This window comes from Luteimonas sp. A611, assembly GCF_054072715.1.
Map to the genome: position 1 here is coordinate 516,391 of NZ_JBSVRP010000001.1, position 24,048 is coordinate 540,438.

Consider the following 24,048-nt stretch of genomic DNA (forward strand, 5'->3'; position numbering starts at 1 on the left):
GCAGCATGAGCATCGACCGACCGGATACCTCGTCGCTGTCCAACCGTCCCGCCGAGTCCACGCGTCCGGGCGAGCCGGATCGTCCCGCCGAACGCCCGCGCGAGGCGCCGCCGAAGGAGCAGGTCGACCGCTTTCGCCAGCTGATGCAGCACGGCCGCCAGGAAGGACGCGCCGGCCTGCCCGAACGCCTGCCGCAGGAGCAGCGGCCCGGCGCATCCGGGGCAGGGCAGCACGCCGCAGCCGCAGCCGCGCTGCGGGCCGACGAACAGGCGGCACTACGCGCGCTGGAAGGCCGCGGTCAGCACGATGGCGGGACCGACCACCACGGCATGAGTGCGAACGCCATCGACGGCGCCGACCTGCTGGCGATGATGCAGGCCCAGTCCGCCCTGCGCGAAGGCGCCGGCGCCACCCTGCCGGCCGCGGCTGCACCGCCGATGGCCAGCGGCAAGGCGCTCGCCGAGATGCTGGAGCGCCACGTGCGCCAGCTCGCGGTCGATGCGGCCCATGCCGGCGACGGCGACGGCCAGGTGCTGCTGCGCATGTCCGACGCGACCCTGCCGGGCACCGACCTGCTGCTCAGCCGCACCGCCGACGGCTGGCGCCTGCGCGCCGACGTGCGTTCGCGCGACAGCTATGACGCGATCCGCGAGGCGGCGCCCGCGCTGGCCAGGCGGTTCGCCGAGCAGAACCTCGGCACGCTCGAGGTCGACCCGCACTTCGACGCCTGAGCGACGCTCGGGTTTGCCCGAGGTGGGGCACGCCCCAGCTTGGAGGCACCGACACGATCGCCGCAGACTTCCTCCTGCGCACATCGCGCCTGATGTTCCGACCCCCGGCATCGACACAGACAGGAGTCCCCCCATGAGCTTCCTCAGCGGCCTCAGCGACGTTCTCTCCTCCGTGGTCAGTGCGGTCGTTACCGCATACACGGGCAACCCGATGCTTGGCCAGCTGGCCGGCGGCATCGCCAGCTCGATGCTCAGCGACTCGGGCGGTTCGGGCAACTCCGCTTTCGACAGCTTGTTCAATTCCGCGTTCACCAACGGCTTCCTTGACGCCGTCGGTGCCTGACTCGATCCGTCGGATCGCTGCAGCGGTCGCGCCGCGGCCGGCCGCTGCATCCGCCTCCTGAACTCCGGTGCAAGCACATGGCCCGACGCCCACCCCAGCGCGTACAGCCCAGGCACGACGACACCGACGCTGTGCTCGACGCTGCCGCGTTTCCGCGCGAGGCCGGACCGTCGGCTCCGCATGGTGAGCAGGACGCAGGGGCAGTCCCGGCACCAAGGCTGCCCGCCAGCCGCCGGGAACTGGTCGATTCACTGGAAGAGCTTCGCACGCAGGGAAGTCTGGACGTGGCCGACGAGGCGGCAATCCTGCGCGAGTACGACGCGTTGCTTGAAGAGCTGAAAGTGGAGAAGGCCCGGCTGGAAGCCGAGTTCCGCGAGCGGACAGGGCGCGGGCAGGACGCAAGCTGCGAATGGCTGGCCGAAGCCGCAGCAACCCTTGGCCGCCGGCAGGGCGAACGCATGCGCCGGCTTTTCCAGACCATCCCGGCGCTCACGCAGTCGGCTGCACCGGCCTGAGCGCCTAGGGTCGCCCCCAGTTGTCGCCCGCCAGGGCAGGGCGGAGACTCGAATCACGTCTTGCCGGTATCACTCACCAGAGGATTGTTCGGTCCATGGCCATCCGCCCGCCACGCAGAGTCAGCAACCGTCCCGCCAGCGGCGGAACGTTGGCGCTGGCGGCGACGTCAGGCACGCCAGCGTCTGCCGGGCACGAAGCCTCGGAGCGGACCGACGACGCTGCGGCCGCACACGGCGACCGGCACCAGATCATCGCGCAACTCGAGCAGGCGCTTCGGGCAACCGCCCCCGCAGGCGATGATCAGGACCTCGATTTCGTCATCGAGCAAATGCGCAAGGCTGTCGCTGCGGCCGATCTCCGGCCCGAGCCCAGCGCGATGGAACGCGCGCCATGGGTCGATACGCTCGAGGCGCTTGCGAGCGAAGGCCTGCTGGCCGTGGAAGAGCGCGAGAGCCTGATCCGGCAGTTCGGAGAGGCTTCGGACGTGCTGCAGACGCGCGAAGCGCAGGTGGCGCTGGAGCTGGCCGAGCGCATCGAGCGCGATGGCGAGCACGCGGCCATGGCATGGCTGGCCTCGTTGCGCCCGGGCAACCTGCAGGCCCCCAGGGTGGGCGGTACGGTCGACACGAATGCCGTCCTGCCCGGCAAGCAGTCCATCACCAGATCAAGGTCACGTCGCCTGCGGGGTCCGCCCGGATCGGTCTGAAGCGCGAGGTCCACCGCACTTGAGACAGCCGTTTCGAATCCATCGAACACGATCCAGACCCCAGAGAGATGACTACCATGACCGAGAACTACGTCCTGCAGATGTTCACGTCCCGCGTCGAGAGCGGCGAGGTCAATTCGGCCGACATGAAGCCCGGCAAGGGCGGCTCCTGGTTCGAAGCCCTCGCCGCGGCGATGGGCAAGATGCTCGCGTCGCGCGTCGGCAAGATGATCGATGCGCAGCAGACCATGGAGCGCACCTATGACAGCGACGCCAAGCAGCAGTCGGAGGAGTACATGGCGGCGATGACCGAGTTCCAGGTGCAGTCGCAGATCTTCTCGCAGACCGCGCAGGCGGTTTCGACCGCGATCAAGTCCGTGGGCGAGGGCTTGGCGCAGGTTGCGCGCAAGCAGTAGGCAGCCCGAAGCCGGTTGCGGACGCGTGGTCCGCAACCTTTCACGACGGCGGGCGCTTGCCCGCCGTCGTCGTATGCGGCCGACGGGTGCGCCATACGCGCCAGCCAGCGGTTTTTTGCGGGGTGTTAATGCCCGGGTTGCTAGGGTCGGCAGGGAGCCCGGGCAAGGAGCGAAGTCATGCGAGCACACACGAACACGGCAGGCATGCGTCGGACGGCATGGTCACTGGGGCTTCTGGCCCTCGCCTGCCTGGTCCCGCCGGCGAACGCCCAGCTGATCGACGCGGGCGGCCAGTCCAACCTGATGCAGCAGCACACGCTGATGCGCAACCAGAGCACGGGCGACGGCCCGGACTGGGTCGACCGCGAGGCGCTCCGGAAGAAGAATGGCGGCACCGTCATGCCGCGGTCGTCGCGACAGGCAGGGGCGGCGGTCGACGAGGCAGCCCTGGAAAGCGACATGCGTCGGATGATCGATCAACGACGCGCCCAGCTGTTGCCCGAGTACGAACGTCGCGTGCGCAGTGATGGCCAACCGAGCGCAGACCGTTGGTTGCGCGAGGTGGCCACCGAGATGGGGCGCCGCGACGGTGCGCAGGTCCGGGCGCGCTACGGCCAGTAGGCCGTCGCAGGCCTTGCGGATCAGGCGCGCGGCATTGGCCCTGTTGCCCATCACGTTGGTGCAGTGGCACAGGATCCTTCCTGGATTACCGTCGGCTGGCATGACGTCGCGATCGACAGCGCGGCCGTGGCTGGTGATGGCGATGGCGGTTGCCGTGGCGGGATGCGTTGACGGACCGTCCGGAGAACGCGATGCCGCACGCGATCCGGTTGCGTCGAGTGCACGTGCAAGCCCTCCGGTCGGGCCCGCGGCTTCGGCGCGCGTGGCGTTCGATGAGCGTTTCGAACGTCTCTATCGGGACGGCTGGGTGGACGCATCCGCCGGCACGCCAGACGCGCGGCTGCGTCGCTCACCGAAAATCCGGAACCAGCACGTGCAGGAGTTCCTGCGCGATTACCAGCCGCTGGAACACGCGACGCGCGACGAACTGCGCGGCATGCTCGAAAGTGGAGACGCTTTCCGGAACGTCGCCGAGGCGATGTCATCGCTGGGGCTGGATGCGGACGATCTGGCCGACATCATCACCCTGCATCACGCCGTGCATTGGGCCGTGGTCAATCGCGACCGTGTCCGGCGCGAACAACTGCCCGCGATCCGCGGGGTCGTTGCGTCCTCCGTGCTGATGGACGGATTGGACGCGTCCGACCACGCCGCGAGGCAGGACATCGCCGACCGGGCCATCATGCTGACCGCGATCCGCAGCCGGGAGTACGCGGCACTGCAGGGCGGCGGCGAGACGGAGGCGCTGCGGAAGTACGGCGACCAGATCGCAGCGGAGTTCCTCTCCCGCCACGGGATCGACCTGCGCGAGGGCGACGTGGACCGGTTGCCCCCGCTGCGCGCGCTGCCCGGCCGGTAACCCGGCCGCCCATGGGCGTCACCGCATGCGTCGTGCCAGCAGCCACGCCCAGAGGCCGGTGAGCAGGCCGGTGCCTGTCAGCGCATTGCGCCAGGTTCCCGATGCTTCCGCTGCAATCGGCAGGCTGAACAGGCCGGGTGCCACCGTGGCGAGCGCCAGGCCGAGGCAACCGTAGGTGAGCGCGATCAGCGACCAGTAGAGCCACTGTTGACGGCGTGATTGCTGCGCGTCCTGGTTGCTGGAGGGATGTTCGTCTGCCGCGGCGAAGAGGCTGTCCGCTTGCCGTAGAGCGCCACCGCGCTGCGCGGTGTGGCCTGCGATGCTGGTTTCTCCTTGCGCCCGCGTTGCCGCTGGACGCTCTGCCGCGTTGCCGGCTTCCATTGCGCCGGCCCCGGCCTGGCTGGTCGGCGTGCCGGTGCGCTGTCCCTTCTTCTGGCCGTCCGCCTGCTCGTCAGCGGAGCCGTGATCCGGTGTCTCGCTCCGGCCTTGCTGCAGTTGGTCGCGATTTTTCCGCACCCTGCTCGCCCGTACCGCGCTGTCCGGTGCGTAGGCATGCGTCGTGCCGGCAGGATTGGCAACCGCCGCCAGCGTGATTCCTGCCGCCACGCCGCCGAGGCCGCCGAGGCCGGGGCCTTGTGCGCCACGGTCGGCGGTGGTGCCCGCCACGTCCGCCCGTCCGCCCGGCCACGGCATCCCGTCCTGGGCGGACGCCGTCGCACCTGTCGCAACGTGCGTCGTTCCCGGTGCGGCCGTCGTATGTGCGTGGGTACCAGGCGCAGGCGTCGGCAGCGATGTATCCGCCCGCTGCGGTCCGGCCGGCATCGTCTGCACGTCGGCGCCCGGACCCTGCGCCCTGGAAGGGACAGCCGCGGCGAGCGCTGGGTCCATGCCCGCGGCCGCGCCGGCCGGCCGCGTATCCGTGGCCTGGCCCTGTCGCGTCGCGTCCGCCAGTGCCATGCCGGCGCGTGCATCCACGCCCCTGGCATCCGCGACCGTCCCGGCCGAGGCTGGCTGCCGGGACTCACGCATCGCATCGGCGTCATGGCCGCGCGCGACCGGGTTCTCCCTCTCGGCGGCGTGGGCAAGGCCACGCGTTGCAGCGGTCGCAGGATGAGCCACCGACCCGGGTTCGGGTGACGTCCTTGCCAGTACGGTTGCGAGCGCTTCGGGACGCGCCGGCAGATCCCGCAGCGCACCCGGATTGCCGGATAGCGCATCGCTCAGCTGCCGGATCACGCTCGGCGGCAACTGCTGCAGCTCTCGGGCCAGCGCCTGCAACGAGGGTTCGAGCTGCCCGTGGACGGGTGGGGACAACGGCTGCGTCGGCGGCCCGCGCATGCCGTCGGCTACCGCCCAGGCCACCTGCGGCGCAACGTCCGAGTCCGCGTAGCCCTGGCGCATCTGTCCGTGGCCATCGTGGGACAGGTGATGTGGACGGGGCACGGCGTCGGCGTCGATATCGGAAGCGAGAGGTCCGCGCGCCGGGTCGCCGGGTCGGTCGTCACTGTCGATGCCGTCGCCGAATCCCGGCATGCCCGGGCGCAGCATCCAGTCGTGGCCACCACGGCCGGGCAGCAGGGACGACAGCGCATCGTGCAGTGACGGGAAGGACGGCATGGCGACACCCCGCATCTGGGTCCGGTCGCCCGGGCCGGCGTTTTCCACGCTACGCCGCGCGCTTGCGGGCGGAAACCTGGGGGCAACCCTAGGCCATCGCGTGCGAGGCGAACGCCTCTGCAGGCACCGGGGCGAGCGTCGGCTGCGCTGGCGCAAACGGCCTCGTGCGAAGTGCCCAGTGGCCCGCACCGGCGCGATGCCGAGGGCCGAGTCGGCGGTGTCGGGCGTGCGCGGATCGCGAAGTCAAAAAAAACGGGAAACCGGCTGGTTTCCCGTTCAACCGGCATCACCGGAAAGGACTCGTGTTGTGGCGCGCACAGCCTAGCGCGCGCGACAAGTTGATGCAATACCTTAATTTAGCATGGGTAAGTGGTTGTTTCTACAGCTGTGTATCCAGCGCCTCGCGCTTGATGGCGCGCCGGGCTGGGCGCGGTTCGCTCCAGGCGTTGTTGAACAGCGCCGGCTCCCAGGAGCCATACGTGGGGTTGGCCAGCATCCACCAGCGCTCGCCGAACCAGTTCCGGTGCGCGTCCAGCAGCGCGGCGCGGGCCTGGGCCGTGTTGGCGATGACCTCGACGAAATCGCCAAGCTGGTCGCCGAACTGCATCAGCACGCGATACTCGCGCCCGGCAAGGCGGCGCCGGCACAGCTTCTCGGAGCCGTTCTGCTCGCAGCCTTCGACATGGGTGCCCAGGCCGAGGAAGACGCTCTCGTCCTTCACCGGCATGCCGACCGCGCGCAGGTTGGCCAGGGTCGCCGCCTGCAGGTGCTGGGCGCGGTTGGACAGGTAGAGGATGGTCACGCCCCTGGCCTGCGCGTCGCGGGCGAACTCCAGCACGCCGGGCACGGGCCGGGCCTTGCGTTCCTCCACCCAAGCGGCCCAGGTGACCTCGTCATATTCCTCGCCGTTGGCGACCAGGCGCGCCTGGTAGGGCGAGTTGTCGAGCACGGTCTCGTCGATGTCCATGATCACCGCAGGTGCCAGGCCGGCCAGCGGCGCGGTCTGCACGCGCTCGTCCGGCACCAGCGCATCCCAGCCCGGCGTCTTCAACGCGACATCGAGGTGATCGGCGGCGGCGCGGAACAGCGAGATCGAGTTGGCCTGGTATTCGGCTGAACGCTGCACCCAGAGCACGGCGTTGAGGTTGTCATCGGCGGGGACTATCGCGGTCGCAGGCGCCGATGCCGTGTCGCCCACTGTGCCGCCGGACTGCGGCGATGGGACGGTTGCGCAGCCGGAGGCGAGCAGTGCGGCGAACAGGATGGCGGAAGCGTGCACGCGCATTCTTGGAAACCTACGAATCTGGAGCGGGACGCCGAGTGTAGCGAAGCGGTGTTGCAGATCGGGCGCGTTTGCGTGGCGTGGACGCAGACCGGTCACTCGCCGAGCATGGCGCGGATCGAGGCGAAACCGACGTCGGCCCGTTCGGCCTTGCGCGCGGCATCGGCGACGGGGTCGGCGCCGTCGCGCTGGAGTTCGGCCGCGGGCAGCTCATCGAAGAAGCGGCTCGGCGCCAGCTTGAGTTTGGCGCCCCAGCGCTGCGCCTCGCGGCTGTAGGACAGCCACAGCTGCTCCTTGGCGCGGGTGATGCCGACGTAGAGCAGGCGCCGCTCCTCGTCGAGCCGGCCTTCGTCGATGCTGGCCTCGTGCGGCAGGGTGTTGTCGTCCATGCCGATGATGAACACGTAGCGGAACTCCAGGCCCTTGGCCGCGTGCAGGCTCATCAGCCGCACCTGGTTGCCCGGGTCGCCCTTGTCGGCGTGCGAGAGCAGGGCCAGCTGCGCGGCCAGTTCACCCGGGCCGGCGCCGCGCGCGCCCTCGAACCAGTCGGCCAGTTCGTCGAGGTTGCCGCGGCGGATGCGGAACAGTTCGTCGCTCTTGCACTGCTCGCGCAGCGAGGCGATCAGGCCGGATTGTTCGTTGAGCGCGCGCACCAGTTCGGCCGGCGGCAGCTGCGCGGCATCGCGGCGCAGGCCGCGCACGATGTCGGTGAACGCGCCCAGCGCATTGGCGATGCGTGGCTGCAGCTGTTTGAGCATGCCCATCGATTCGGCCGCGCGCGACAGCGGCAGCTGCGCGTGCTGCGCCATCTGGGCAAGCTTGGCCAGCGAAGTCGCGCCGATGCCGCGGCCGGGCGACTGCACCGCACGCAGGAAGGCCGAATCGTCTTCGGGATTGGCCAGCAGCCGCAGCCACGACAGCGCGTCCTTCACTTCGCCGCGGTCAAGGAAGGCGGTGCCGCCGGACAGGTGGTAGGGCACGCGCAGCAGCTGCAGCGCCTTCTCCAGCGCGCGCGACTGGTGGTTGCCGCGGAACAGGACGCAGAACTCGCCCCATTCGACCTTGCGCGCGGTGGCGATGAAGTGGATCTCGCCGGCTACGCGCTCGGCCTCGTGCGCGGCGTCGCGGCATTCCCAGACGCGGATGCGCTCGCCGTCGGCCTGCGCGCTCCACAGCGTCTTGGGATGCTCGTGCGGGTTGTTGGCGATCAACGCGTTGGCCGAGCGCAGCACGCGGTTGGAGCAGCGGTAGTTCTGCTCGAGCTTGACCACCACCAGGTTCGGATAGTCCTTGCCCAGCTGGGTGAGGTTTTCCGGATTGGCGCCGCGCCAGGCGTAGATGCTCTGGTCGTCGTCGCCCACGCAGGTGAAGTTGGCCTTTGGCCCGGCGATCGCCTTGAGCAGGCGGTACTGCGCGTCGTTGGTGTCCTGGCACTCGTCGACCAGCAGGTAGCCGATGCGTTCGCGCCAGCCCGCCACCGCGTCCTCGTCGCTTTCCAGCAGCTGCACCGGCAGCCGGATCAGGTCGTCGAAGTCGACCGCGTTGAACGCGGCCAGGCGCTGCTGGTAGCGCGCGTACAGCGATGCGGCCTCGTGCTCGCGCGCGCTGCGCGCGACTTCCGCCGCCTGTTCCGGCGACAGGCCGGTGTTCTTGATGTTGGATACCAGCGACTGCATCGCCTGCACCGCATCGGACTTGGCCCCGGGCATCAGGTCCTTGATCTGCGCCAGCGTGTCGTCGCTGTCGAAGATCGAGAAGCCGCGACGCAGGCCGAGCTTGGCGTGGTCGATCTGCAGGATCTTCAGCCCCAGCGCATGGAAGGTGCAGACCGTCAGGCCCTCGGCCGCATCGCCCCGGATGCGCCGGGCCACGCGCTCGCGCATTTCCTTCGCCGACTTGTTGGTGAAGGTGATGGCGGCGATGCGCTTGGCCGGGTAGCGGCTGGACGCGATCAGGTGCGCGATCTTCTCGACGATCACCCGGGTCTTGCCGCTGCCGGCGCCGGCCAGCACGAGCATGGGGCCCTCGCAGTGGGCGACGGCCGCGGATTGCTGGGGATTGAGGCCGTGCATCGTGCAACTGCTGGAGACGGCCGCGCATTCTACCCGGCCCCACCTGCGGGGAGCGTACGTCGCGACCGTACCCACCGATGCCTCGTTACGTTGGTCCTGCGCCGCTGTTCCCGCCGCGCACTGCAATCCATCGAATCTGATCCGCGTCCATCCGCGCGATCCGTGGCTGCTGCCTCACGCGCCCGGCACCGGCGGGCACACGAAACCTGGCGCTAGAATCTGCGCATGGCCAAGCTCTACTTCTACTACTCGGCAATGAACGCCGGAAAGACCACCACCCTGCTGCAGTCCGCGCACAACTACCGCGAGCGCGGGATGCGCACGCTGATCCTGACCCCGCGGCTGGACCACCGCTCAGGCAGCGGCACCGTGGCCTCGCGGATCGGGCTGACGGCCGAAGGCGTGGCTTTCGAGCGCGATGACGACCTGCAGGCGCGGGTCGAACGCGACATCGCGGCCAACGGCCGGCTGCACTGCGTGCTGGTCGACGAGGCCCAGTTCCTGACCCGCGCACAGGTCTGGCAGCTGGGCGAAGTGGTCGATGCGCTGCGGGTGCCGGTGCTGTGCTACGGGCTGCGTACGGATTTTCGCGGCGAGCTGTTCGAAGGCAGCCAATACCTGCTGGCCTGGGCCGACGAGATCAGCGAGATCAAGACGATCTGCCACAGCGGCAGCAAGGCGACGATGACCGTGCGCGTGGACGAACAGGGCTTTGCGGTGAGCGAAGGGCCGCAGGTGGAAATCGGCGGCAACGAGCGCTATGTCTCGGTCAGCCGCGCCGAGTTCAAGAGGATTTCCCGCGGCGAAGGACGGATCGACCCGCTGCAGCAGCCGCTGCCACTGGGCTGATCAGCGCGTGGCCGCGATGGCCAGGCAGGCCGCGTGCAGGCGCTCGATTTCCCGCGGCAGCGCGCCGCCCTCGGGCTGCGCCTGCACGACCTGGGCCTGCAGCGCCTGCAGGCTGGCCAGCGCCAGCGGCCGCTGCGACGGCGTGCCGCAGCGCACGTCGGCTGCGTAGGCACGCGCCAGCCAGCCCGCCTTGCGCAGCTCGGCTTCCTGCTGCGGCAGTTCGGCCAGCGCGTCGAGCCGGGTCAGTGCGGCCGCGTCGCCCAGCCGGGCTTCGTGGCGCGCCAGTGAAATCTCCGCCCGCCGCGTGTGCGAGTGCTGCGCGCCATAGCCGTCGCGCGTCAGCGCCTGCGCCTGGCGCAGGCTGGCCAGCGCTTCGTCCCGCCCGTGCGCGGCCTGCACTTCGCCCAGCAGGCGCAGGGTGTCGCCGACCAGGCCGTGGCGCTCGCCGTAGGCCTCGCGCCGCAGTGCCAGTGATTCAAGCAGCAGCGGCAGCGCCTGCTCGTCGCGCCCGGCGCTGTGCAGCACCATCGCCTGGTTGAACAGCCCGCCGGCCAGCTGCAGCTGGCTGCGATGCCGGCGCCAGGTATCCACCGAGCGCGCCAGGCCTCGCAGCGCGGCGTCGATGTCGCCGCGCTCCCAGGCGACGATGGCCAGGCTGCTGCGGCCGCGCGCGACGTCGACGTGGTCCTCGCCCAGGCGTGCGACCAGCCAAGCCAGGGTGTCGCGGAACTCGTTTTCGGCTTCGGCCAAGCGGCCCTGGTCCACGTGCACCGCGGCCAGCTGCCGCCGCGCATCGATGGTGGCGTGGTGCTGCGGGCCGCGCAGTTCCATGGCCAGCGCCAGCGCCTGGCGGCAGTGGCCTTCGGCGACCACGGTATTGCTGGCGTCGCGCTCGAGCGAGCACAGCGAACGCAGCAGGTCGATCGCCAGCGGATGGCGTTCACCGGCGGTGTCGTGGAGCAGCGCCAGCGCGGCGCGCGAAGCGGTCAGGGCGCGCGCAGTGTTGCCCGTCGCGGCGTGCAGGTTGGCCAGGTCGGCCAGGTTCTCGACCACGCCGGCATCATCGTGCAGCGGGTCGCGGCGCAGCGCCAGCGCGCGCATGTACAGGGCGCGTGCGTCCTCGATGTCGCGCCCGGCGGCGTGGCAGCGCCCGAGCTGCGTGTAGAAGGCCGAGACCGGCACGGGCAGACGGTGCTCGCTGCGCCGCGCCAGCGCCAGCAGGGGCTGCATCCCGGCCAGGCAGCCGTCGGTGTCGCCGGTCAGGCGCAGCACGCGGCCGAGGTCGGTCGCTGACTGCAGGCGCAGGCTCGGCGGCGCCTCGGGCAGGGTGTCGACCAGCTTGGCCTGGCGGCGGAGCAGCTCGTGCGCCGCGACGTAGTCGCCCAGGCCCGACCGCAGCCGGGCCACCACGCCGAGCAGTTCGGCGCGCGCCACCGGCTGGTTGCCCAGCTCGCGTTCGATGCGGCGCTCACCGTCGTCGAGCAGGCGATGGATGTCGACCGGTGCGCCGGCGGGCACGCCGCCGGCGGTTTCGAACAGGCCGACCACGAAGTTCTGCATGGCCTGGGCGCGTGCGGATTCGCGCACCGCCTGGCGCGCCTGCCAGGCGACGATGCCGAGCGCGGCGACCAGCACCAGCGACACCACCGCCGCAGTGGACAGCGCCCAGCGATGCCGGCTGACGTACTTGCCGATGCGGTAGGACACGCTCTGCGGGCGCGCGTGCACCGGCTTGCCGTCAAGCCAGCGCTGCAGGTCCAGCCCCAGTGCCTCGACCGAAGGGTAGCGTTGCTCGGGCTTCTTGCTCAGCGCCTTGAGCACGATGTTGTCGAGGTCGCCGCTGATCTCCTTCGCGCGCCGGCGCAGCGCCGGCCCTGCGGTATTGCCTTCGGCATCGCGCTGCAGCGCCTGCGATGGCCGCTGCGGGTCGACGGTGAGGATCGCGTCCTCCCACTGCGCGTCGCTCGGGCGCTTGAGCTGGTAGGGCTTGCGCCCGGCCAGGAGCTCGTACAGCACCACGCCCAGCGAATACACGTCGGTCATGGTGGTGACCGGCTCGCCGCGGATCTGCTCGGGCGCGGCGTAGTGCAGGGTGAAGGCGCGTAGTCCGGTGCGGGTCTGCTCCGGCGCGTGGTCGGGCGTGTCGAGCAGCTTGGCGATGCCGAAGTCGAGCAGGCGCACGTCGTCCAGCGGCGTGACCATGATGTTGGACGGCTTGAGGTCGCGGTGCACGATCAGGTTGGTGTGCGCGTGGCTGACCGCCTCGCACACCTGCAGGAACAGCTGCACGCGCGTGACCACGCCCGGGTCGCGCGCCCGGCACCAGTCGGTGATCGGCTCGCCTTCCACGTACTCCAGCGCCAAGTAGGGCTGGTTGTCGCTGCTGATGCCGGCATCGAGCAGGCGCGCGATGTGCGGGTGCTCAAGCCGCGCCAGGATCTGGCGCTCGCGGGTGAAGCGCAGGCGCAGTCCGGGATCGGCCAGGCCGGGCCGCAGCAGCTTCAGCGCGACGCGGCGCTCGTACAGGCCGTCGGCGCGGCGCGCCAGCCAGACCTGGCCCATGCCGCCTTCGCCGAGCATGCGCTCGAGCTCGTAGGGGCCCACGTTGGCGCCGGCGTGCACGCCCGGGTGCGGCGCGATCAGGGGTTCGGACAGGAAGTCCTCGCTGCCGGCCTCCAGCGCCAGCAGTTCCTCCAGGTCGTCGGCGAGTTGCGCATCGTCCTCGCGCAGCGAGGCCAGGCTGCTGGCGCGCGCGTCGTCGTCGAGCTCGAGCAGCGCGTCGAGCAGGGGCGAAAGGCGCTGCCAGCGTTCGGCGTCCATCACTCAGCCTGGCGCGCGCGGTGGCGGCGACGCAGCTGCGTGCGCGCCGGGAACGTGGCGTGTTTGGGGCATGTGGCGCGCCGCCGTCCGCCGCGGGCGCCCACGGCCTCGCGGGGAAGGTCGATCAAGGCTCCGGTCCACGTCTTTCGGAAGGCAGCGTCAGCCCTGCAGCGAAGCCAGCAGGTACATCCGCGCCTTCTGCCAGTCGCGGCGGATGCTGCGGTCGGAGCGGCCGAGCAGGGTGGCGATCTCGGCCTCCGACAGGCCGCCGAAGTAGCGCAGTTCCACCACGCGCGCGAGCCTGGCGTCGACGTCCGCCAGCCGGTTCAGGGCGACGTCCAGCGCCAGCATGTCCTCGTCCAGGCGCAGGCCGCCTTCGAGGTCGTGCGGCAGGTCGGTGACGCGGTGCAGGTCGCCGCCGCGCTTCTGCGCCAGGCGCTGGCGCGCGTAGTCGACCACCACGCTGCGCATCGCAGACGCGGCATACGCGAAGAAGTGCCCGCGATCGTCGAACTGGATTTCGCGCCGGCCGATCAGCTTGAGATAGGCCTCGTGCACCAGCGCGGTGGCATCGAGCGTTTGCCCCTGCTGCCCGGACAGCTGGCGCCGGGCCATGGTGTGCAGCTCCTGGTAGAGCGTGGCCAGCACCCGGTCGAGCGCGCCCCGGTCGCCGCTGCGGGCGGCGTCGAGCCAGAGGGTGATATCTGCGGTATCCGACATGCGCGCCGTGCTCCATTCAGCGGCCCGGACTATACCGCGAAGCCGCCCGGCACGCGGGCGGCAGGCCCGGTCAGCGCTGGCAGTGCCCGCACCAGACCGTCGCGCGCTGGCCGATGCTGGCCTGGCGCAGCGCTCGCCCGCAGCGCGGGCAAGGCATGCCGCCGCGACCGTAGGCGGACAGCTCCTGCACGAAGTAACCCGGCGCCCCGTCGGGGGACAGGAAGTCGCGCAAGGTGGTGCCGCCGCGCCCGATCGCATGGACAAGGATGCGGCGCACCGCGTCGGCCAGCAGCCGGTAGCGCTCGCGGGAAACGCGCCCCGCCGCACGCAGCGGCGCAATGCCGGCCGCGTGCAGCGCCTCGGCCGCGTAGATGTTGCCCACGCCCACCACGATGCGCTGGTCCATCAGGAAGGTCTTGACCGGCGCGCTGCGTCCGCGGCTGCGCGCGAACAGGTAGTCGCCGTCGAAATCGTCCGACAGCGGCTCCGGGCCGAGCCCGCGCAGCAGCGGGTGGATCTCGCCGGCGGGCTGCCAGAGCAGGCAGCCGAAGCGGCGCGGATCGTTGAAGCGCAGCACGCGACCCGGATCGGGCCCGCTGTCATCCAGCACCACGTCGACGTGGTCGTGCGCGCGTAGCGGCGTGTCGGCCGGCAGCACCCGCAGGCTGCCGGACATGCCCAGGTGCAGCAGCGCGCTGCCGGCGGCGGTGTCGAGCAGCAGGTACTTGGCGCGGCGGCGCACCGTGTCGATCCGCTGGCCGGGCAGTTGCCCGGCGACTTCAGGCGGGATCGGCCAGCGCAGGTCGGGGCGACGCAGGATGACCGTGCGCACGCGCCGGCCCTCGACGTGGGGCGCCAGCCCGGCGCGGGTGGTTTCGACCTCGGGCAGCTCAGGCACCGACAGGCTCCGCTTCGAGCACGAACGCCGGGACCTCGCCGTCGACGAATCGCAGCGGTGCGCCGAAGGCCAGCGACAGCAGCGGCCCGGTGAGCACCTTGGCGCGCGGGCCGTCGGCAACAACGCGGCCATTGCGCAGCAGCACCACGTGGCCGATTTCGGGCAGCAGCTCCTCGGCGTGGTGGGTGACCAGCAGCAGGGTCACGCCTTCGGTCGTGAGCCGGCGCAGGATCTGCAGCAGGCGCGCGCGCGCCACCACGTCCAGGCCGGCGGCCGGTTCGTCGAGCAGCAGCGCCATCGGCGCATGCACCAGCGCCCGCGCCAGCAGCACCCGCCGCGCCTCGCCGGTGGACAGGGTGACGTAGTCGCGCCCGCCAAGGTGGGCCGCATCGACCCGCGCCAGCGCGGCGTCGGCTGCGGCCAGCCGTGCCGGGTCGACCTCCTCATCCGGCGGCGCCAGGCGCGCTTCGAAGGCGCCCAGCACCACGTCGCGCGCGCCCAGGCCGGGCAGGGACAGCAGGTCGTCGTGCATGGCCCCGGTCACGATTCCCAGCCGCGAGCGGATCGTGCGCACGTCCCACAGGTGTTCGCCCAGGATCCGCACCGGCGGGCGGCCATCGGCGTGGGCGGCGGCGTAGAGCTGGCGGGTCAGCAGCTGGATGAAGCTGGACTTGCCGCAGCCGTTGGGTCCGAGGATGGCGGTGTGCCGGCCCAGCGGCAGGCGCAGGCTGACCCCGTCCAGCGCGGCGTGGCCGTCGCGCCAGACACGGGCATCGTCGAGTTCGATCAGGGCAGGGCTGGCGGGCGGGGCGTGGGTCATGGGCAGGATTGGGGATGAACCGGGGGAGCCATACGGTTGCGTAGGGCTGGCCTTGCGGCGACCCGGGCGCCATCATGCCGGGGATCCCCCAGCTTCGACACAGCCATGCCCGCGTCCTTCATCGACTTCCTTGCCGGCGGCCTGCTTCAGTTCGGTTTCTGGCAGCTCGCGCTCTACCTCCTGATCGCCACCCAGCTGACCATTTTCGCGGTCACCCTGTACCTGCATCGCAGCCAGGCCCATCGCGGCGTGGATTTCCATCCGGTGATCGCGCACTTCTTCCGCTTCTGGACGTGGCTGACCACGTCGATGATCACCCGCGAATGGGTGGCCATCCATCGCAAGCACCACGCCAAGTGCGAGACCGAGGAAGACCCGCACAGCCCGCAGTTCAAGGGCATCAAGACCGTGTTCTGGCGCGGCGTCGAGCTGTATCGCGAGGCGCGCACCATGCGCGCGGACATCGAGCAGTACGGCAAGGGTGCGCCCAGCGACTGGATCGAGCGCAGGCTCTACACGCCGTACGCGACCTTCGGGCCGACCCTGCTGCTGTTCATCAGCTTTGGCCTGTTCGGATTTGCCGGTGTGGCGGTCTGGGCGATCCAGATGGCCTGGATCCCGTTCTGGGCGGCCGGCGTGGTCAACGGCCTTGGACACTGGTGGGGTTACCGCAACTTCGCCACGAGCGACACCGCCACCAACCTCACTCCGTGGGCGTTCTGGATCGGTGGCGAAGAACTGCACAACAACCACCACGCCTTCCCCAGCTCGGCCAAGTTCGCGCTGCGCCGCTGGGAGTTCGACATCGGCTGGGCCGTGATCAAGGGCCTGGAGACGGTGAAGCTGGCCAAGGTGCTGCGCGTTGCGCCATCGCTCGACGTGCGCCCGAACATCCAGGCGCCCGACATGGACACCATGAAGGCGCTGCTCGCGCACCGCTTCCAGGCCATGACCGACTACCAGCGCAACGTGCTGATGCCGGCGCTGCGCGAAGAGGCGCAGGCGGCTGGTGCCAGGCTGCGCAAGCTGCTGCCGCGCAAGATGCGCAAGGCCCTGGTCGACGATGGGCGCTGGCTCGACCCGGAGTCGCGCGAGCAGATGCAGCAATGGGTCGCGCAGCGTCCGCGCATCCACACCCTGGTCGAATACCGGCGCAGGCTTGCAGCCGTGCTCGAGGCGCGCACCACCAACGCCAACGAGGCGCTGCACAACCTGCAGGCCTGGTGCCGCGAGGCCGAGGCCACCGGTATCCGCGCGCTGCAGGATTACGCGGCGCGTCTGAAAGGCTACTCGCTGCAGTCGGCGCGCGCCTGATGCAGGGCCGCGCCGCTCTCCCGCGCGTGCGGGAAGGCGGCGTTGGCGGCGCGGCATGGCACGTGGCCAGGCGCGGCTGGATCTGCCTGGTTCTGCTGCCTGTGGCGGCCTTCGCCCAGGTCAGGCAGACCGGCGAATACCTGGCGAAGATGGATGCCGATGGCGACGGCCGCGTGTCGCTCTCCGAATACCAGGCCTGGATGAGCTATGCCTTCGACGGCATGGACCGCAATGGAGACGGTGTGCTGGACGCGGGCGAACAGCCCGGCGGCAAGGGCGCGCCGCTGTCGCGCGGGCAGCATCTTGCGCGCCTCGCCGAGCGGTTCGGCAAGCAGGATGTCGATCGCGACGGCTTCCTCGACGCACGCGAACTCGCCGCGCCGCCGCGCTGAAGCCGATTGCGCGCTACGCGCCGCGGTCGCGGCGCAGCACGACCAGGGCGAAGCTCAGGCCCGCGCCCAGCGGTCGCTGCCAAGGGGTCAGCGCGCGTCCAAGCCAAGGCGCGTGCGGACCTCCGCCGCGACGCGCGGCGTCTCCCGGAGCGGTTCGACGTCTTGGGCAGGCGCCAGCTCGATCCCGCCGAGGCGTCCGCGTGCGGCGAGGGCTTCGAGGAAGCGACGTGGGCGGCTGCGCGCGAGCGCGGCATCGAACACATGCACGGGCACGCGGGTGGCGCAGGCTTCGGAGACCATGTTGACCGAGTCGGGCGAGCAGACGATGCGGTCGGCCCAGGCCAGCAGGCCGGGGTAGGGGTTGGCGCCGTCTGCCGGGCCGGTCCACAGCAGGCCGGGCACACCATCGAGGCGGCTGCGCAGCAGGTCGACGATACCGCCCGGGGTGCGCCGCGAGACGGTGGCAAGCAGGCTGCCTGCCTCCTGCGCCCGGATGGCCAGAAGCTGGCCAAGCAGGCGGTCGATGTGCGCGGCGTCCCAGCGGGCATTGGCGGTCGGTCCGCCCAGCAGCAGCGCGGTACGCGGCGCCGGCAGCTCGCCCACGGCAGGGAAGCGCGCGCGCGCGCGCTGCAGCCAAGCATCGTCGACCGGATGCAGGCTGCCCAGCAGCGTAATGACGTTGGCGCCGCACAGGCCATCGTGTGCCGGCGCAATGACGGCGTCCCAGTGGCGTGGGTCGATCCGCGGATCGAGGATCTGGACCGCCTTGGCGCCTTGTCCGCGCAGCAGCCGCGTGGCCAGGGCCGCCTGCCGCCCGCAGCCGACGGCGACGGCCGGTGGCGCGACCAGCGCGCGATCGAAGTCGGGGCCGAACGCGCCTGCGGCACCAGGCAGACCCCGCGGCGCGAACCAGCGCCAGGGCGCGCGCGGCTCCAGCGTCAGGCTCCGCGCTGCGCCGCCCAGCGCCGCGGCCAGCGCGTCGGCCTGGCGTGCATTGCCGGCCCGGCCGTCGCTGAGCGACCAGATTTGGGGTGAATCCCCGGGTTGGGCTGCCGATTGTTCTATTTTTGTGATCATCAGTTACAGAGGTCGATGCAAAGTGCCGTGCATGGAACACTACACTGTAGCCATTCCGCCACGCCCAGGATGCACATGACCCCGTTGCCCGACCCAGCGCTCGACCAGCTGTTCCGTACCGCCCGCACCCACAACGCGTTTTCGGGCGCGATCGACGAGGCCACGCTGCGCCGGCTCTACGACCTGCTCAAGCTGGGGCCGACCGAGGCCAATACCTGCCCGGCGCGGTTCGTGTTCGTGCGCTCGCCCGAGGCAAAGGAGAAACTCGGGCCGGCGCTCAGCGAGGGCAACCACGCCAAGACGATGTCGGCGCCGGTGACGGTGATCGTGGGCCACGACCTGCGCTTCTACGACAAGCTGCCCGCGCTGTTCCCGCACGTGGATGCGAAGTCCTGGTTCGAGGGTTCGCCCGAAGAGCGCCTGCAGCGCGTCGCCCTGCGGGGGTCGAGCATGCAGACGGCCTACCTGATCATGGCCGCGCGCTCGCTCGGGCTCGACACCGGGCCGATGAGCGGCTTCGACAACGCGCAGGTCGACGAGGCCTTCTTCAAGGGCACCTCGATCCGCTCCAACGTGCTGGTCAACCTCGGCCAGGGCGATCCGGCGGCGATATATCCGCGCTCGCCGCGGCTGTCCTTCGACGAGGCCGCCAGGATCGAATGAGCGCATGATTTCCCCGCGGGTGGCGACCTGCCGCCGCCCGCGGGTGCCGTACCCATGCCGCAGCGCCCGGGGACGGCTCGCCATCCCCTTCCACCCATCGCTTCCAGAGGCACACCCATGCACATCTCTTCCAGGCTCCTGCTTCCCCTCGCCCTGACCGTGGCCCTCGCCGCCTGCCAGCAGTCCGAACCGCCGGCGCCGGTCGATGCCGCGGGCCCTGCGGCCGAGATCGCCGCCGCCACCCCGGATGCCGCTGCCGAAACCGTCGAAGGCGTGTCGGGCACCTACGTGATCGACCCCGGCCACACCACCGTGATCGCGCAGTGGAACCACCTGGGCTTCTCCAACCCGGTCGCCAACTTCGGCGGGGCCGAGGGGCAGATCGTGTACGACGCCGACAACGTATCCGCGTCCTCGGTCGAGGTCACGCTGCCGCTGAGCGGGCTGAACTCGTTCGTGGCCGACTTCGACACGCACCTGCGCAGCGCCGACTTCTTCGAAGCCGACAAGTACCAGGCCGCGACCTTCCGCAGCACAGCGGTCGAATCGGCCGGCCCGAACAAGCTCAAGGTCACCGGTGACCTGACCATCAAGGACAACACCCATCCGGTGGTGCTGGACGTGACCATGAACCGCTTCGGCGAGCACCCGATGGCCAAGCGTGCCGCCGCCGGTTTCGACGCGACCACCACCCTCAAGCGCAGCGATTTCGGGCTGGGCATGGCGGCGCCGCACGTGAGCGACGAGGTGCACATCCGCATCACCACCGAAGCGCTCGTCGCTGCGCCCGAGGGCGAAGCGGTCGCGGGCTGAGGTCGCGATCATGCGCATCGCCAGGCCCGCCGCCGATCGCGGCCACGTCAACGCCGGCTGGCTCGACAGCCGGCACACGTTCTCGTTCGGGCATTACCACGATCCCCGGTGGATGGGTTTCGGGCCGCTGCGCGTGATCAACGAGGACCGTGTTGCGCCGGGCGGCGGATTCCCGCCGCACCGGCACGCGGACATGGAGATCCTGAGCTACGTGGTCAGTGGTGCGCTCGCGCATCGCGACAGCAGCGGCGGCACGGGCGTGCTGCGGCCGGGCGAACTGCAGTGGATGAGCGCCGGCAGCGGGATCGAACACAGCGAGTACAACGGCTCGGACAGCGAGTCGGTGCATTTCCTGCAGATCTGGATCATGCCCGACGTTGCCGGACCCGCGCCGGACTATGCGCAGCGCACGTTCGACCCGGCGCTGCGCGAGGGCCGCTGGGCGACGCTGGCCTCGCCGGACGGCATCGACGGCAGCCTCGCCATCCGCCAGCAGGCCAGCCTGCGCGGCACGCGGCTGGCGCGGGGGATCGCAGTGGAGCAGGCGCTGGATCCGGCCCGGCGCTACTGGCTGCACGTGGTGGACGGCGCGGTCGATGCGGACGGACAGCCGCTGTCGGCGGGCGATGCGATCGGCATTTCAGGCGAAGCGGGCCTGCTGCGTCTGTCCGGTGCAGGCGATGGCATCGCCGACCTGCTGCTGTTCGACCTGCCGCAATAGCGGGGCATCTCCACGACGCTACCCTGTCGCGGTCGCGGGCTTCCACGCTCACAGGCTGCCGCCGCTCCGGGCTAGAATGCGCGGGTTCCATCCGGATGCCGCACACGCCATGACCGCCACGCAGTCCCAGCCCACGCAGGCCAATGCGCAGACCCGCTACGAAGTCCGTCGCGGCGACCTGCCGCTGAGCTGCCCGCTGCCGTCGATGGCGCTGTGGAATTCGCATCCGCGCGTGTACATGCCGATCGAGGCCGACGGCGGCGAAGCCGACTGCCCGTACTGCGGCGCGCACTTCGTCCTGGTCGACTGACGCCGCGGGCGGCACGCGCATGCCGCGCCCGCTGACCGTGGTGCAGCTGTTGCCGGGGCTGGAGTCCGGCGGCGTCGAACGTTCCACCCTCGAGATCGCGGACGCGCTGGTGCGCGCGGGTCACCGCGCCATCGTGGTGTCCGCCGGTGGCCGGCTGGTGCGCGAGCTGCGGGCGCGCGGCGCGCAGCACGTCGAACTCGACATCGGCCGCAAGTCGCCGCTGGTGCTGCGCCACGTGCCGGCGTTGCGGCGGCTGTTCGCGCGCGAGGGGGTCGACATCGTGCACGCACGTTCGCGGCTGCCGGCCTGGCTGGGCTGGTGGGTACTTGCGGGCATGCCTGCCGCGGCGCGTCCGCGCTTCGTCACCACCGTGCACGGGCTCAACTCGCCCTCGCGCTACAGCGCGATCATGGCGCGCGGCGAGCGCGTGATCTGCGTGTCGCGCACGGTGCGCGACTACGTGCTGCAGCACTATCCGGCAACCGACCCGCTGCGCCTGCGCCTGGTGCCGCGCGGCATCGATCCTGCCGACTTCCCGCGCGCGCCGCGGCCCGATCGCGACGCGCGCGCTCGCGTGGCCGCGCAGCATCCGGCGCTGGGCGGCGATGGCCCGCTGCTGCTGCTGCCCGGGCGCGGCACCCGGCTCAAGGGCCATTCCGACGCGCTGGCGCTGCTTGCGACGCTGCGCGCTGGCGGCGTGGATGCGCGGCTGTGGATGCCGGGGGCGCGCGAACGCGGCCGCGAGCGCTACGTCGCCGAACTCGAACAGCAGGCCGCGCGCGAGAGCGTGTCCGCCGCGCTTGCGATCACCGCGCCCACCGCCGCCATCGCCGAGGCCTATGCCGCCTGCGACCTGGTGCTGCAGCTCTCGCGCAAGCCCGAGGCCTTTGGCCGCACCGTGATCGAGGCGCTGGCCTGCGGGCGCCCCGTGGCGGGATGGGAGCACGGCGGCAGCGGCGAACTGCTGCGCGAACTGCAGCCGGGCGGCGCGGTGCCGCCGTTCGACGCCGCTGCGCTGGCGTTGGCGGCACGCACGCTGCTGCAACGTCCGCCACCGCTTCCCGATACCATTCCGTACACCCTGCAGTCGATGCAGGAAGCCACGCTCTCGGTCTATGACGAACTCCGCGACGATCCCGCCGTCCTCCTCGCCCGCTGAGGCGCAATCCGCCGGCTGGCGCTGGGCCCCGCACTGGGTGCTGGCCTTCGTGGCGCTGTGGCCCGCCCCCGGCTACGCGGAAGCGGTGATGGTGCTGGGCGCGCTGGCCGCGATCGTGCACCTGCTGATCGGCCGCTTCCGCGGCGGCATGCGCCTGCTCAGCCACCAGGCCTGGGCGCTGACCAGCGTGCTGTTCTGCGCGTACTGGCTGCCGCAGCTGGTGTCCTCGTTCGATGCGGTCGACCAGGGCCGCGCGTTGCGCGAATCGCTGGTCGACCTGCGCTACCTGCCGTTCCTGTGGCTGGCGGCCTCGGCCGTCGCCTCGCCGCGCGGACGCCGCACGACCTTCGGCGGCCTGGCGGTGATCGTGCTGGTCTGGACGCTGGATGCGCTGGCCCAGGTCGTCACCGGTACGAGTCCCCTGTTCTGGGGCATCGACATGCTCAAGCAGGCGATCAGCGGCCGGCCCATGTGCAGCGTGGACCAGCTCGCCACCGTCGACCGTCTGGGCGGCGTGCTGGGACCGTGCAACCTCAAGCTGGGCGTGGTGCTGGCCAGCCTGTCGCCGTTCGCACTTTATGTCGCCGGACGCCGCTTCGGCAGCGGTGGCTGGATCGTGGCCGCGCTGCTGGTGGGGACGGTGGTGCTGTTCGCCGGCTCGCGCGCGTCGTGGATCACCTTCGCGCTGGTGCTGGCCTTCAGCGGCTGGGGCCTGCTGGGCTGGAAGAAGCTGCTGGGCGTGTTCGCGGCCGGCGCGATCGCCCTGGTTGCGCTGAGCTATGTGTCGCCGCAGGTGCAGCAGCGCGTGGAGCGCACCGCGCAGGCCTGGACCGCGGACGGCGACGAAGGTGTCGATACCGCCCTGTCCGGACGCACGCGGATCTGGAGCGCGGCGCTGTGCATGGCGCGCGAGCATCCGGTCAACGGCGTGGGCGCGCGCGGCTTCCGTCGTGCGTTCCCGGCCTGCGATCCCGAGCCGGGCGAACCCGCGGCGTGGGGCGAGGGACCGGCCTTCCATGCGCACCAGATCGTGCTCGAGGTCCTGAGTGAAACCGGCTTCTTCGGCCTGCTGCTGTGGCTGGCCGGCGCGGCCATGGCTTGGCGCGCCTGGCGCTTCGCCGACGCCGAGGCACGCAATCGCGCGCGCCCGGCCATGCTGGCGCTGGCGGTGACGGTGTTCCCGTTCAACACCCACCTGGCCTTCTATTCCACGTTCTGGGGTGGCCTCACCCTGCTGCTGGCGGCCCTGTACGCCGGCAGCCTGCTGGCCGGTCGCGCCCCACCGCTGCCCGATAGCCACGCGCCCCTGTAGGAGCGGCTTCAGCCGCGATCGAACATGCGGATGCCGCACCACCCATATCGTGGCTGAAGCCGCTCCTACACCGGGCCTGCCTCGTAGGGCGACGTGCCATCGGGCTGCCGCTTGAAGCGGCGGTGGATCCACAGGTACTGCTCCGGCGCCGCGCGCACCATCGTCTCGATGCCGGCGATCACGCGCGCGGTATCGGCAATCGCGTCCTTCGACGGGAACGCCTCCAGCGCCGGCCGCAGGCACAGCGTGTAGCCGCCGTCGGCGCGGCGGCGGTGCTCGAACAGCACCACCGCCGCGCCGGACAGCCGCGCCAGCGAGTGGGTCGAGGTGAGGCTGTGCGCCGGCTGGCCGAAGAAGGGCACGTACACCGCATCGCCGCGGCTCGGGTCCTGGTCGGGGGCGTACCACAGCAGGCCGCCCTTCTTCAGGTGGCGGACCGCGCCGCGCACGTCCTGCTTGGGGAACATCGCCGCCGCGTAGCGCGCGCGGCCGCGCCGCACTGCCCATTCCATCGCCGGCGACGCGTGCGGGCGGTACATGCCGGCCAGCGGCACGTGGTCGCACATCAGCCGGCCGCAGATTTCCAGCGTGCTGAAGTGGCCGGACACCACGATCACGCCGCGGCCGCTGGCGCGCGCGGCCTGCATGTGCTCCAGCCCTTCGACCACCAGCCCGCGGCGCATCGGATCGACCGAACCCCACCAGGCGCGTGCGAACTCGAACAGGCCGGTGCCGAGCGCGGTGAAGTGCGCGCGCAGCAGCGCGTCGCGCGCCGCGGCGTCGAGTTCCGGGAAACACAGCCCCAGGTTGCGTGCGGCCACTTCGCGGCGGTCGCGCAGCAGTGTGCGCAGCAGCGTGCCCAGCCCACGCCCGATCGCGCGCTGCCACAGCCACGGTAGGCGCGCGGCCAGCGCCATCAGGCCGATGCCCAGCCAGCTCGGCCAGTGGCGTGGCGACAGCGGCGGTGGTGGCGGCGTGGCGGTCTCGGAAGCCATGCGCGGATTGTAGTCGCAGGGG

Annotated in this window: 25 protein-coding genes; 16 read left to right on the top strand and 9 right to left on the bottom strand. The window is 71.0% G+C overall.

Annotated features, from left to right (window positions below; genetic code table 11):
* The first annotated feature begins 5 nt into the window (after positions 1 to 5).
* The 7 genes from ACW5EG_RS02255 to ACW5EG_RS02285 all read left to right on the top strand — a co-directional run bounded on the left by ACW5EG_RS02255 (position 6) and on the right by ACW5EG_RS02285 (position 4,192).
* Entirely contained in the window at positions 6 to 731 is a 726-nt protein-coding gene (locus ACW5EG_RS02255; protein ID WP_457017093.1) for a type III secretion HpaP family protein, read from the top strand.
* Between the two features lie 133 nt (positions 732 to 864).
* The gene (locus tag ACW5EG_RS02260; RefSeq protein ID WP_457020747.1) at positions 865 to 1,074 is read left to right on the top strand and encodes a hypothetical protein; all 210 of its coding nucleotides are present in this window, start codon (positions 865 to 867) and stop codon (positions 1,072 to 1,074) included.
* 131 nt (positions 1,075 to 1,205) lie between these two features.
* Complete coding sequence (locus tag ACW5EG_RS02265; protein ID WP_457020748.1) at positions 1,206 to 1,589, top strand: hypothetical protein; 384 nt, start codon at positions 1,206 to 1,208, stop codon at positions 1,587 to 1,589.
* Between the two features lie 149 nt (positions 1,590 to 1,738).
* The gene (locus ACW5EG_RS02270) at positions 1,739 to 2,296 is read left to right on the top strand and encodes a hypothetical protein (RefSeq protein WP_457020749.1); all 558 of its coding nucleotides are present in this window, start codon (positions 1,739 to 1,741) and stop codon (positions 2,294 to 2,296) included.
* A 68-nt stretch (positions 2,297 to 2,364) separates the two neighbouring features.
* Positions 2,365 to 2,712: a hypothetical protein gene (locus tag ACW5EG_RS02275; protein WP_457020750.1), complete on the top strand. Its 348-nt coding sequence runs from the start codon at positions 2,365 to 2,367 to the stop codon at positions 2,710 to 2,712.
* Between the two features lie 177 nt (positions 2,713 to 2,889).
* On the top strand, positions 2,890 to 3,333 hold the full coding sequence (locus ACW5EG_RS02280; RefSeq protein ID WP_457020751.1) for a hypothetical protein: 444 nt from the start codon (positions 2,890 to 2,892) through the stop codon (positions 3,331 to 3,333).
* A 34-nt stretch (positions 3,334 to 3,367) separates the two neighbouring features.
* Positions 3,368 to 4,192 carry a hypothetical protein gene (locus ACW5EG_RS02285; RefSeq protein ID WP_457020752.1) on the top strand — a complete coding sequence of 275 codons (825 nt, stop codon included), beginning with the start codon at positions 3,368 to 3,370 and terminating at the stop codon, positions 4,190 to 4,192.
* 18 nt (positions 4,193 to 4,210) lie between these two features.
* Here ACW5EG_RS02285 and ACW5EG_RS02290 read toward each other — a convergent pair whose 3' ends face one another.
* The 3 genes from ACW5EG_RS02290 to ACW5EG_RS02300 all read right to left on the bottom strand — a co-directional run bounded on the left by ACW5EG_RS02290 (position 4,211) and on the right by ACW5EG_RS02300 (position 9,163).
* Positions 4,211 to 5,809: a hypothetical protein gene (locus tag ACW5EG_RS02290; RefSeq protein WP_457020753.1), complete on the bottom strand. Its 1,599-nt coding sequence runs from the start codon at positions 5,807 to 5,809 to the stop codon at positions 4,211 to 4,213.
* A gap of 379 nt (positions 5,810 to 6,188) precedes the next feature.
* Entirely contained in the window at positions 6,189 to 7,094 is a 906-nt protein-coding gene (locus ACW5EG_RS02295; protein WP_457020754.1) for a 5'-nucleotidase, lipoprotein e(P4) family, read from the bottom strand.
* Between the two features lie 92 nt (positions 7,095 to 7,186).
* Positions 7,187 to 9,163, bottom strand: a complete 1,977-nt coding sequence (locus ACW5EG_RS02300; RefSeq protein WP_457017107.1) for a UvrD-helicase domain-containing protein — start codon at positions 9,161 to 9,163, stop codon at positions 7,187 to 7,189.
* Between the two features lie 225 nt (positions 9,164 to 9,388).
* Between ACW5EG_RS02300 and ACW5EG_RS02305 the strand changes: the two genes are divergently transcribed.
* A complete protein-coding gene (locus ACW5EG_RS02305) occupies positions 9,389 to 10,012 on the top strand; it encodes a thymidine kinase (protein WP_457020755.1) in 624 nt (207 codons plus the stop codon).
* Here the strand turns inward: ACW5EG_RS02305 and ACW5EG_RS02310 are convergent, their stop codons facing one another.
* The 4 genes from ACW5EG_RS02310 to ACW5EG_RS02325 all read right to left on the bottom strand — a co-directional run bounded on the left by ACW5EG_RS02310 (position 10,013) and on the right by ACW5EG_RS02325 (position 15,270).
* A complete protein-coding gene (locus ACW5EG_RS02310; protein ID WP_457017110.1) occupies positions 10,013 to 12,832 on the bottom strand; it encodes a protein kinase domain-containing protein in 2,820 nt (939 codons plus the stop codon).
* A 159-nt stretch (positions 12,833 to 12,991) separates the two neighbouring features.
* Positions 12,992 to 13,552: an ECF-type sigma factor gene (locus ACW5EG_RS02315; protein WP_457017111.1), complete on the bottom strand. Its 561-nt coding sequence runs from the start codon at positions 13,550 to 13,552 to the stop codon at positions 12,992 to 12,994.
* Between the two features lie 70 nt (positions 13,553 to 13,622).
* Positions 13,623 to 14,450, bottom strand: a complete 828-nt coding sequence (mutM, locus tag ACW5EG_RS02320) for a bifunctional DNA-formamidopyrimidine glycosylase/DNA-(apurinic or apyrimidinic site) lyase (RefSeq protein ID WP_457020756.1) — start codon at positions 14,448 to 14,450, stop codon at positions 13,623 to 13,625.
* Positions 14,443 to 15,270, bottom strand: a complete 828-nt coding sequence (locus tag ACW5EG_RS02325) for an ABC transporter ATP-binding protein (RefSeq protein WP_457020757.1) — start codon at positions 15,268 to 15,270, stop codon at positions 14,443 to 14,445. The genes mutM and ACW5EG_RS02325 overlap by 8 nt, the downstream gene beginning before the upstream one ends.
* A 105-nt stretch (positions 15,271 to 15,375) precedes the next feature.
* Here ACW5EG_RS02325 and ACW5EG_RS02330 point away from each other — a divergent pair, with 105 nt between their 5' ends.
* Complete coding sequence (locus ACW5EG_RS02330; protein ID WP_457017117.1) at positions 15,376 to 16,584, top strand: DesA family fatty acid desaturase; 1,209 nt, start codon at positions 15,376 to 15,378, stop codon at positions 16,582 to 16,584.
* Positions 16,584 to 16,976, top strand: a complete 393-nt coding sequence (locus ACW5EG_RS02335) for a hypothetical protein (protein WP_457020758.1) — start codon at positions 16,584 to 16,586, stop codon at positions 16,974 to 16,976. Before ACW5EG_RS02330 ends, ACW5EG_RS02335 begins: the two co-directional genes overlap by 1 nt.
* Before the next feature lie 87 nt (positions 16,977 to 17,063).
* Here the strand turns inward: ACW5EG_RS02335 and ACW5EG_RS02340 are convergent, their stop codons facing one another.
* On the bottom strand, positions 17,064 to 18,053 hold the full coding sequence (locus ACW5EG_RS02340; protein ID WP_457017119.1) for a mitochondrial fission ELM1 family protein: 990 nt from the start codon (positions 18,051 to 18,053) through the stop codon (positions 17,064 to 17,066).
* 75 nt (positions 18,054 to 18,128) lie between these two features.
* Here ACW5EG_RS02340 and ACW5EG_RS02345 point away from each other — a divergent pair, with 75 nt between their 5' ends.
* The 6 genes from ACW5EG_RS02345 (at position 18,129) to ACW5EG_RS02370 (ending at position 23,031) form a co-directional block, all read left to right on the top strand.
* Positions 18,129 to 18,716, top strand: a complete 588-nt coding sequence (locus ACW5EG_RS02345; RefSeq protein WP_457020759.1) for a malonic semialdehyde reductase — start codon at positions 18,129 to 18,131, stop codon at positions 18,714 to 18,716.
* Positions 18,717 to 18,833: 117 nt separating this feature from the next.
* Positions 18,834 to 19,529 (top strand): YceI family protein, encoded by a 696-nt coding sequence (locus ACW5EG_RS02350; RefSeq protein WP_457020760.1) that lies wholly within the window; start codon positions 18,834 to 18,836, stop codon positions 19,527 to 19,529.
* 10 nt (positions 19,530 to 19,539) lie between these two features.
* Positions 19,540 to 20,250, top strand: a complete 711-nt coding sequence (locus ACW5EG_RS02355; RefSeq protein WP_457020761.1) for a pirin family protein — start codon at positions 19,540 to 19,542, stop codon at positions 20,248 to 20,250.
* A 109-nt stretch (positions 20,251 to 20,359) separates the two neighbouring features.
* Positions 20,360 to 20,560 (top strand): zinc-finger domain-containing protein, encoded by a 201-nt coding sequence (locus tag ACW5EG_RS02360; protein WP_457017125.1) that lies wholly within the window; start codon positions 20,360 to 20,362, stop codon positions 20,558 to 20,560.
* A 19-nt stretch (positions 20,561 to 20,579) separates the two neighbouring features.
* The gene (locus ACW5EG_RS02365) at positions 20,580 to 21,719 is read left to right on the top strand and encodes a glycosyltransferase (protein ID WP_457020762.1); all 1,140 of its coding nucleotides are present in this window, start codon (positions 20,580 to 20,582) and stop codon (positions 21,717 to 21,719) included.
* Positions 21,676 to 23,031, top strand: coding sequence for an O-antigen ligase family protein (locus ACW5EG_RS02370; RefSeq protein WP_457020763.1), 1,356 nt, complete (start codon positions 21,676 to 21,678; stop codon positions 23,029 to 23,031). Before ACW5EG_RS02365 ends, ACW5EG_RS02370 begins: the two co-directional genes overlap by 44 nt.
* A 65-nt stretch (positions 23,032 to 23,096) precedes the next feature.
* On the opposite strand, the gene lpxL is transcribed toward ACW5EG_RS02370, so the two are convergent.
* Positions 23,097 to 24,026, bottom strand: coding sequence for an LpxL/LpxP family Kdo(2)-lipid IV(A) lauroyl/palmitoleoyl acyltransferase (lpxL, locus tag ACW5EG_RS02375; RefSeq protein WP_457020764.1), 930 nt, complete (start codon positions 24,024 to 24,026; stop codon positions 23,097 to 23,099).
* Between the last annotated feature and the right edge of the window lie 22 nt (positions 24,027 to 24,048).

What these genes read in the sequence shown, in the direction of transcription:
- ACW5EG_RS02365 (WP_457020762.1), top strand. Translation starts at nt 20,580, where the DNA reads ATGCCGCGCCCGCTGACCGTGGTGCAGCTGTTGCCGGGGCTGGAGTCC.
- ACW5EG_RS02335 (WP_457020758.1), top strand. Translation starts at nt 16,584, where the DNA reads ATGCAGGGCCGCGCCGCTCTCCCGCGCGTGCGGGAAGGCGGCGTTGGC.
- ACW5EG_RS02260 (WP_457020747.1), top strand. Translation starts at nt 865, where the DNA reads ATGAGCTTCCTCAGCGGCCTCAGCGACGTTCTCTCCTCCGTGGTCAGT.
- ACW5EG_RS02340 (WP_457017119.1), bottom strand. Translation starts at nt 18,053, where the DNA reads ATGATCACAAAAATAGAACAATCGGCAGCCCAACCCGGGGATTCACCC.
- ACW5EG_RS02355 (WP_457020761.1), top strand. Translation starts at nt 19,540, where the DNA reads ATGCGCATCGCCAGGCCCGCCGCCGATCGCGGCCACGTCAACGCCGGC.
- ACW5EG_RS02300 (WP_457017107.1), bottom strand. Translation starts at nt 9,163, where the DNA reads ATGCACGGCCTCAATCCCCAGCAATCCGCGGCCGTCGCCCACTGCGAG.
- ACW5EG_RS02255 (WP_457017093.1), top strand. Translation starts at nt 6, where the DNA reads ATGAGCATCGACCGACCGGATACCTCGTCGCTGTCCAACCGTCCCGCC.
- ACW5EG_RS02350 (WP_457020760.1), top strand. Translation starts at nt 18,834, where the DNA reads ATGCACATCTCTTCCAGGCTCCTGCTTCCCCTCGCCCTGACCGTGGCC.
- ACW5EG_RS02290 (WP_457020753.1), bottom strand. Translation starts at nt 5,809, where the DNA reads ATGCCGTCCTTCCCGTCACTGCACGATGCGCTGTCGTCCCTGCTGCCC.
- ACW5EG_RS02280 (WP_457020751.1), top strand. Translation starts at nt 2,890, where the DNA reads ATGCGAGCACACACGAACACGGCAGGCATGCGTCGGACGGCATGGTCA.
- ACW5EG_RS02310 (WP_457017110.1), bottom strand. Translation starts at nt 12,832, where the DNA reads ATGGACGCCGAACGCTGGCAGCGCCTTTCGCCCCTGCTCGACGCGCTG.
- ACW5EG_RS02275 (WP_457020750.1), top strand. Translation starts at nt 2,365, where the DNA reads ATGACTACCATGACCGAGAACTACGTCCTGCAGATGTTCACGTCCCGC.
- ACW5EG_RS02315 (WP_457017111.1), bottom strand. Translation starts at nt 13,552, where the DNA reads ATGTCGGATACCGCAGATATCACCCTCTGGCTCGACGCCGCCCGCAGC.
- ACW5EG_RS02360 (WP_457017125.1), top strand. Translation starts at nt 20,360, where the DNA reads ATGACCGCCACGCAGTCCCAGCCCACGCAGGCCAATGCGCAGACCCGC.
- ACW5EG_RS02330 (WP_457017117.1), top strand. Translation starts at nt 15,376, where the DNA reads ATGCCCGCGTCCTTCATCGACTTCCTTGCCGGCGGCCTGCTTCAGTTC.
- ACW5EG_RS02345 (WP_457020759.1), top strand. Translation starts at nt 18,129, where the DNA reads ATGACCCCGTTGCCCGACCCAGCGCTCGACCAGCTGTTCCGTACCGCC.
- ACW5EG_RS02305 (WP_457020755.1), top strand. Translation starts at nt 9,389, where the DNA reads ATGGCCAAGCTCTACTTCTACTACTCGGCAATGAACGCCGGAAAGACC.
- ACW5EG_RS02370 (WP_457020763.1), top strand. Translation starts at nt 21,676, where the DNA reads ATGACGAACTCCGCGACGATCCCGCCGTCCTCCTCGCCCGCTGAGGCG.
- ACW5EG_RS02295 (WP_457020754.1), bottom strand. Translation starts at nt 7,094, where the DNA reads ATGCGCGTGCACGCTTCCGCCATCCTGTTCGCCGCACTGCTCGCCTCC.
- lpxL (WP_457020764.1), bottom strand. Translation starts at nt 24,026, where the DNA reads ATGGCTTCCGAGACCGCCACGCCGCCACCACCGCCGCTGTCGCCACGC.
- ACW5EG_RS02325 (WP_457020757.1), bottom strand. Translation starts at nt 15,270, where the DNA reads ATGACCCACGCCCCGCCCGCCAGCCCTGCCCTGATCGAACTCGACGAT.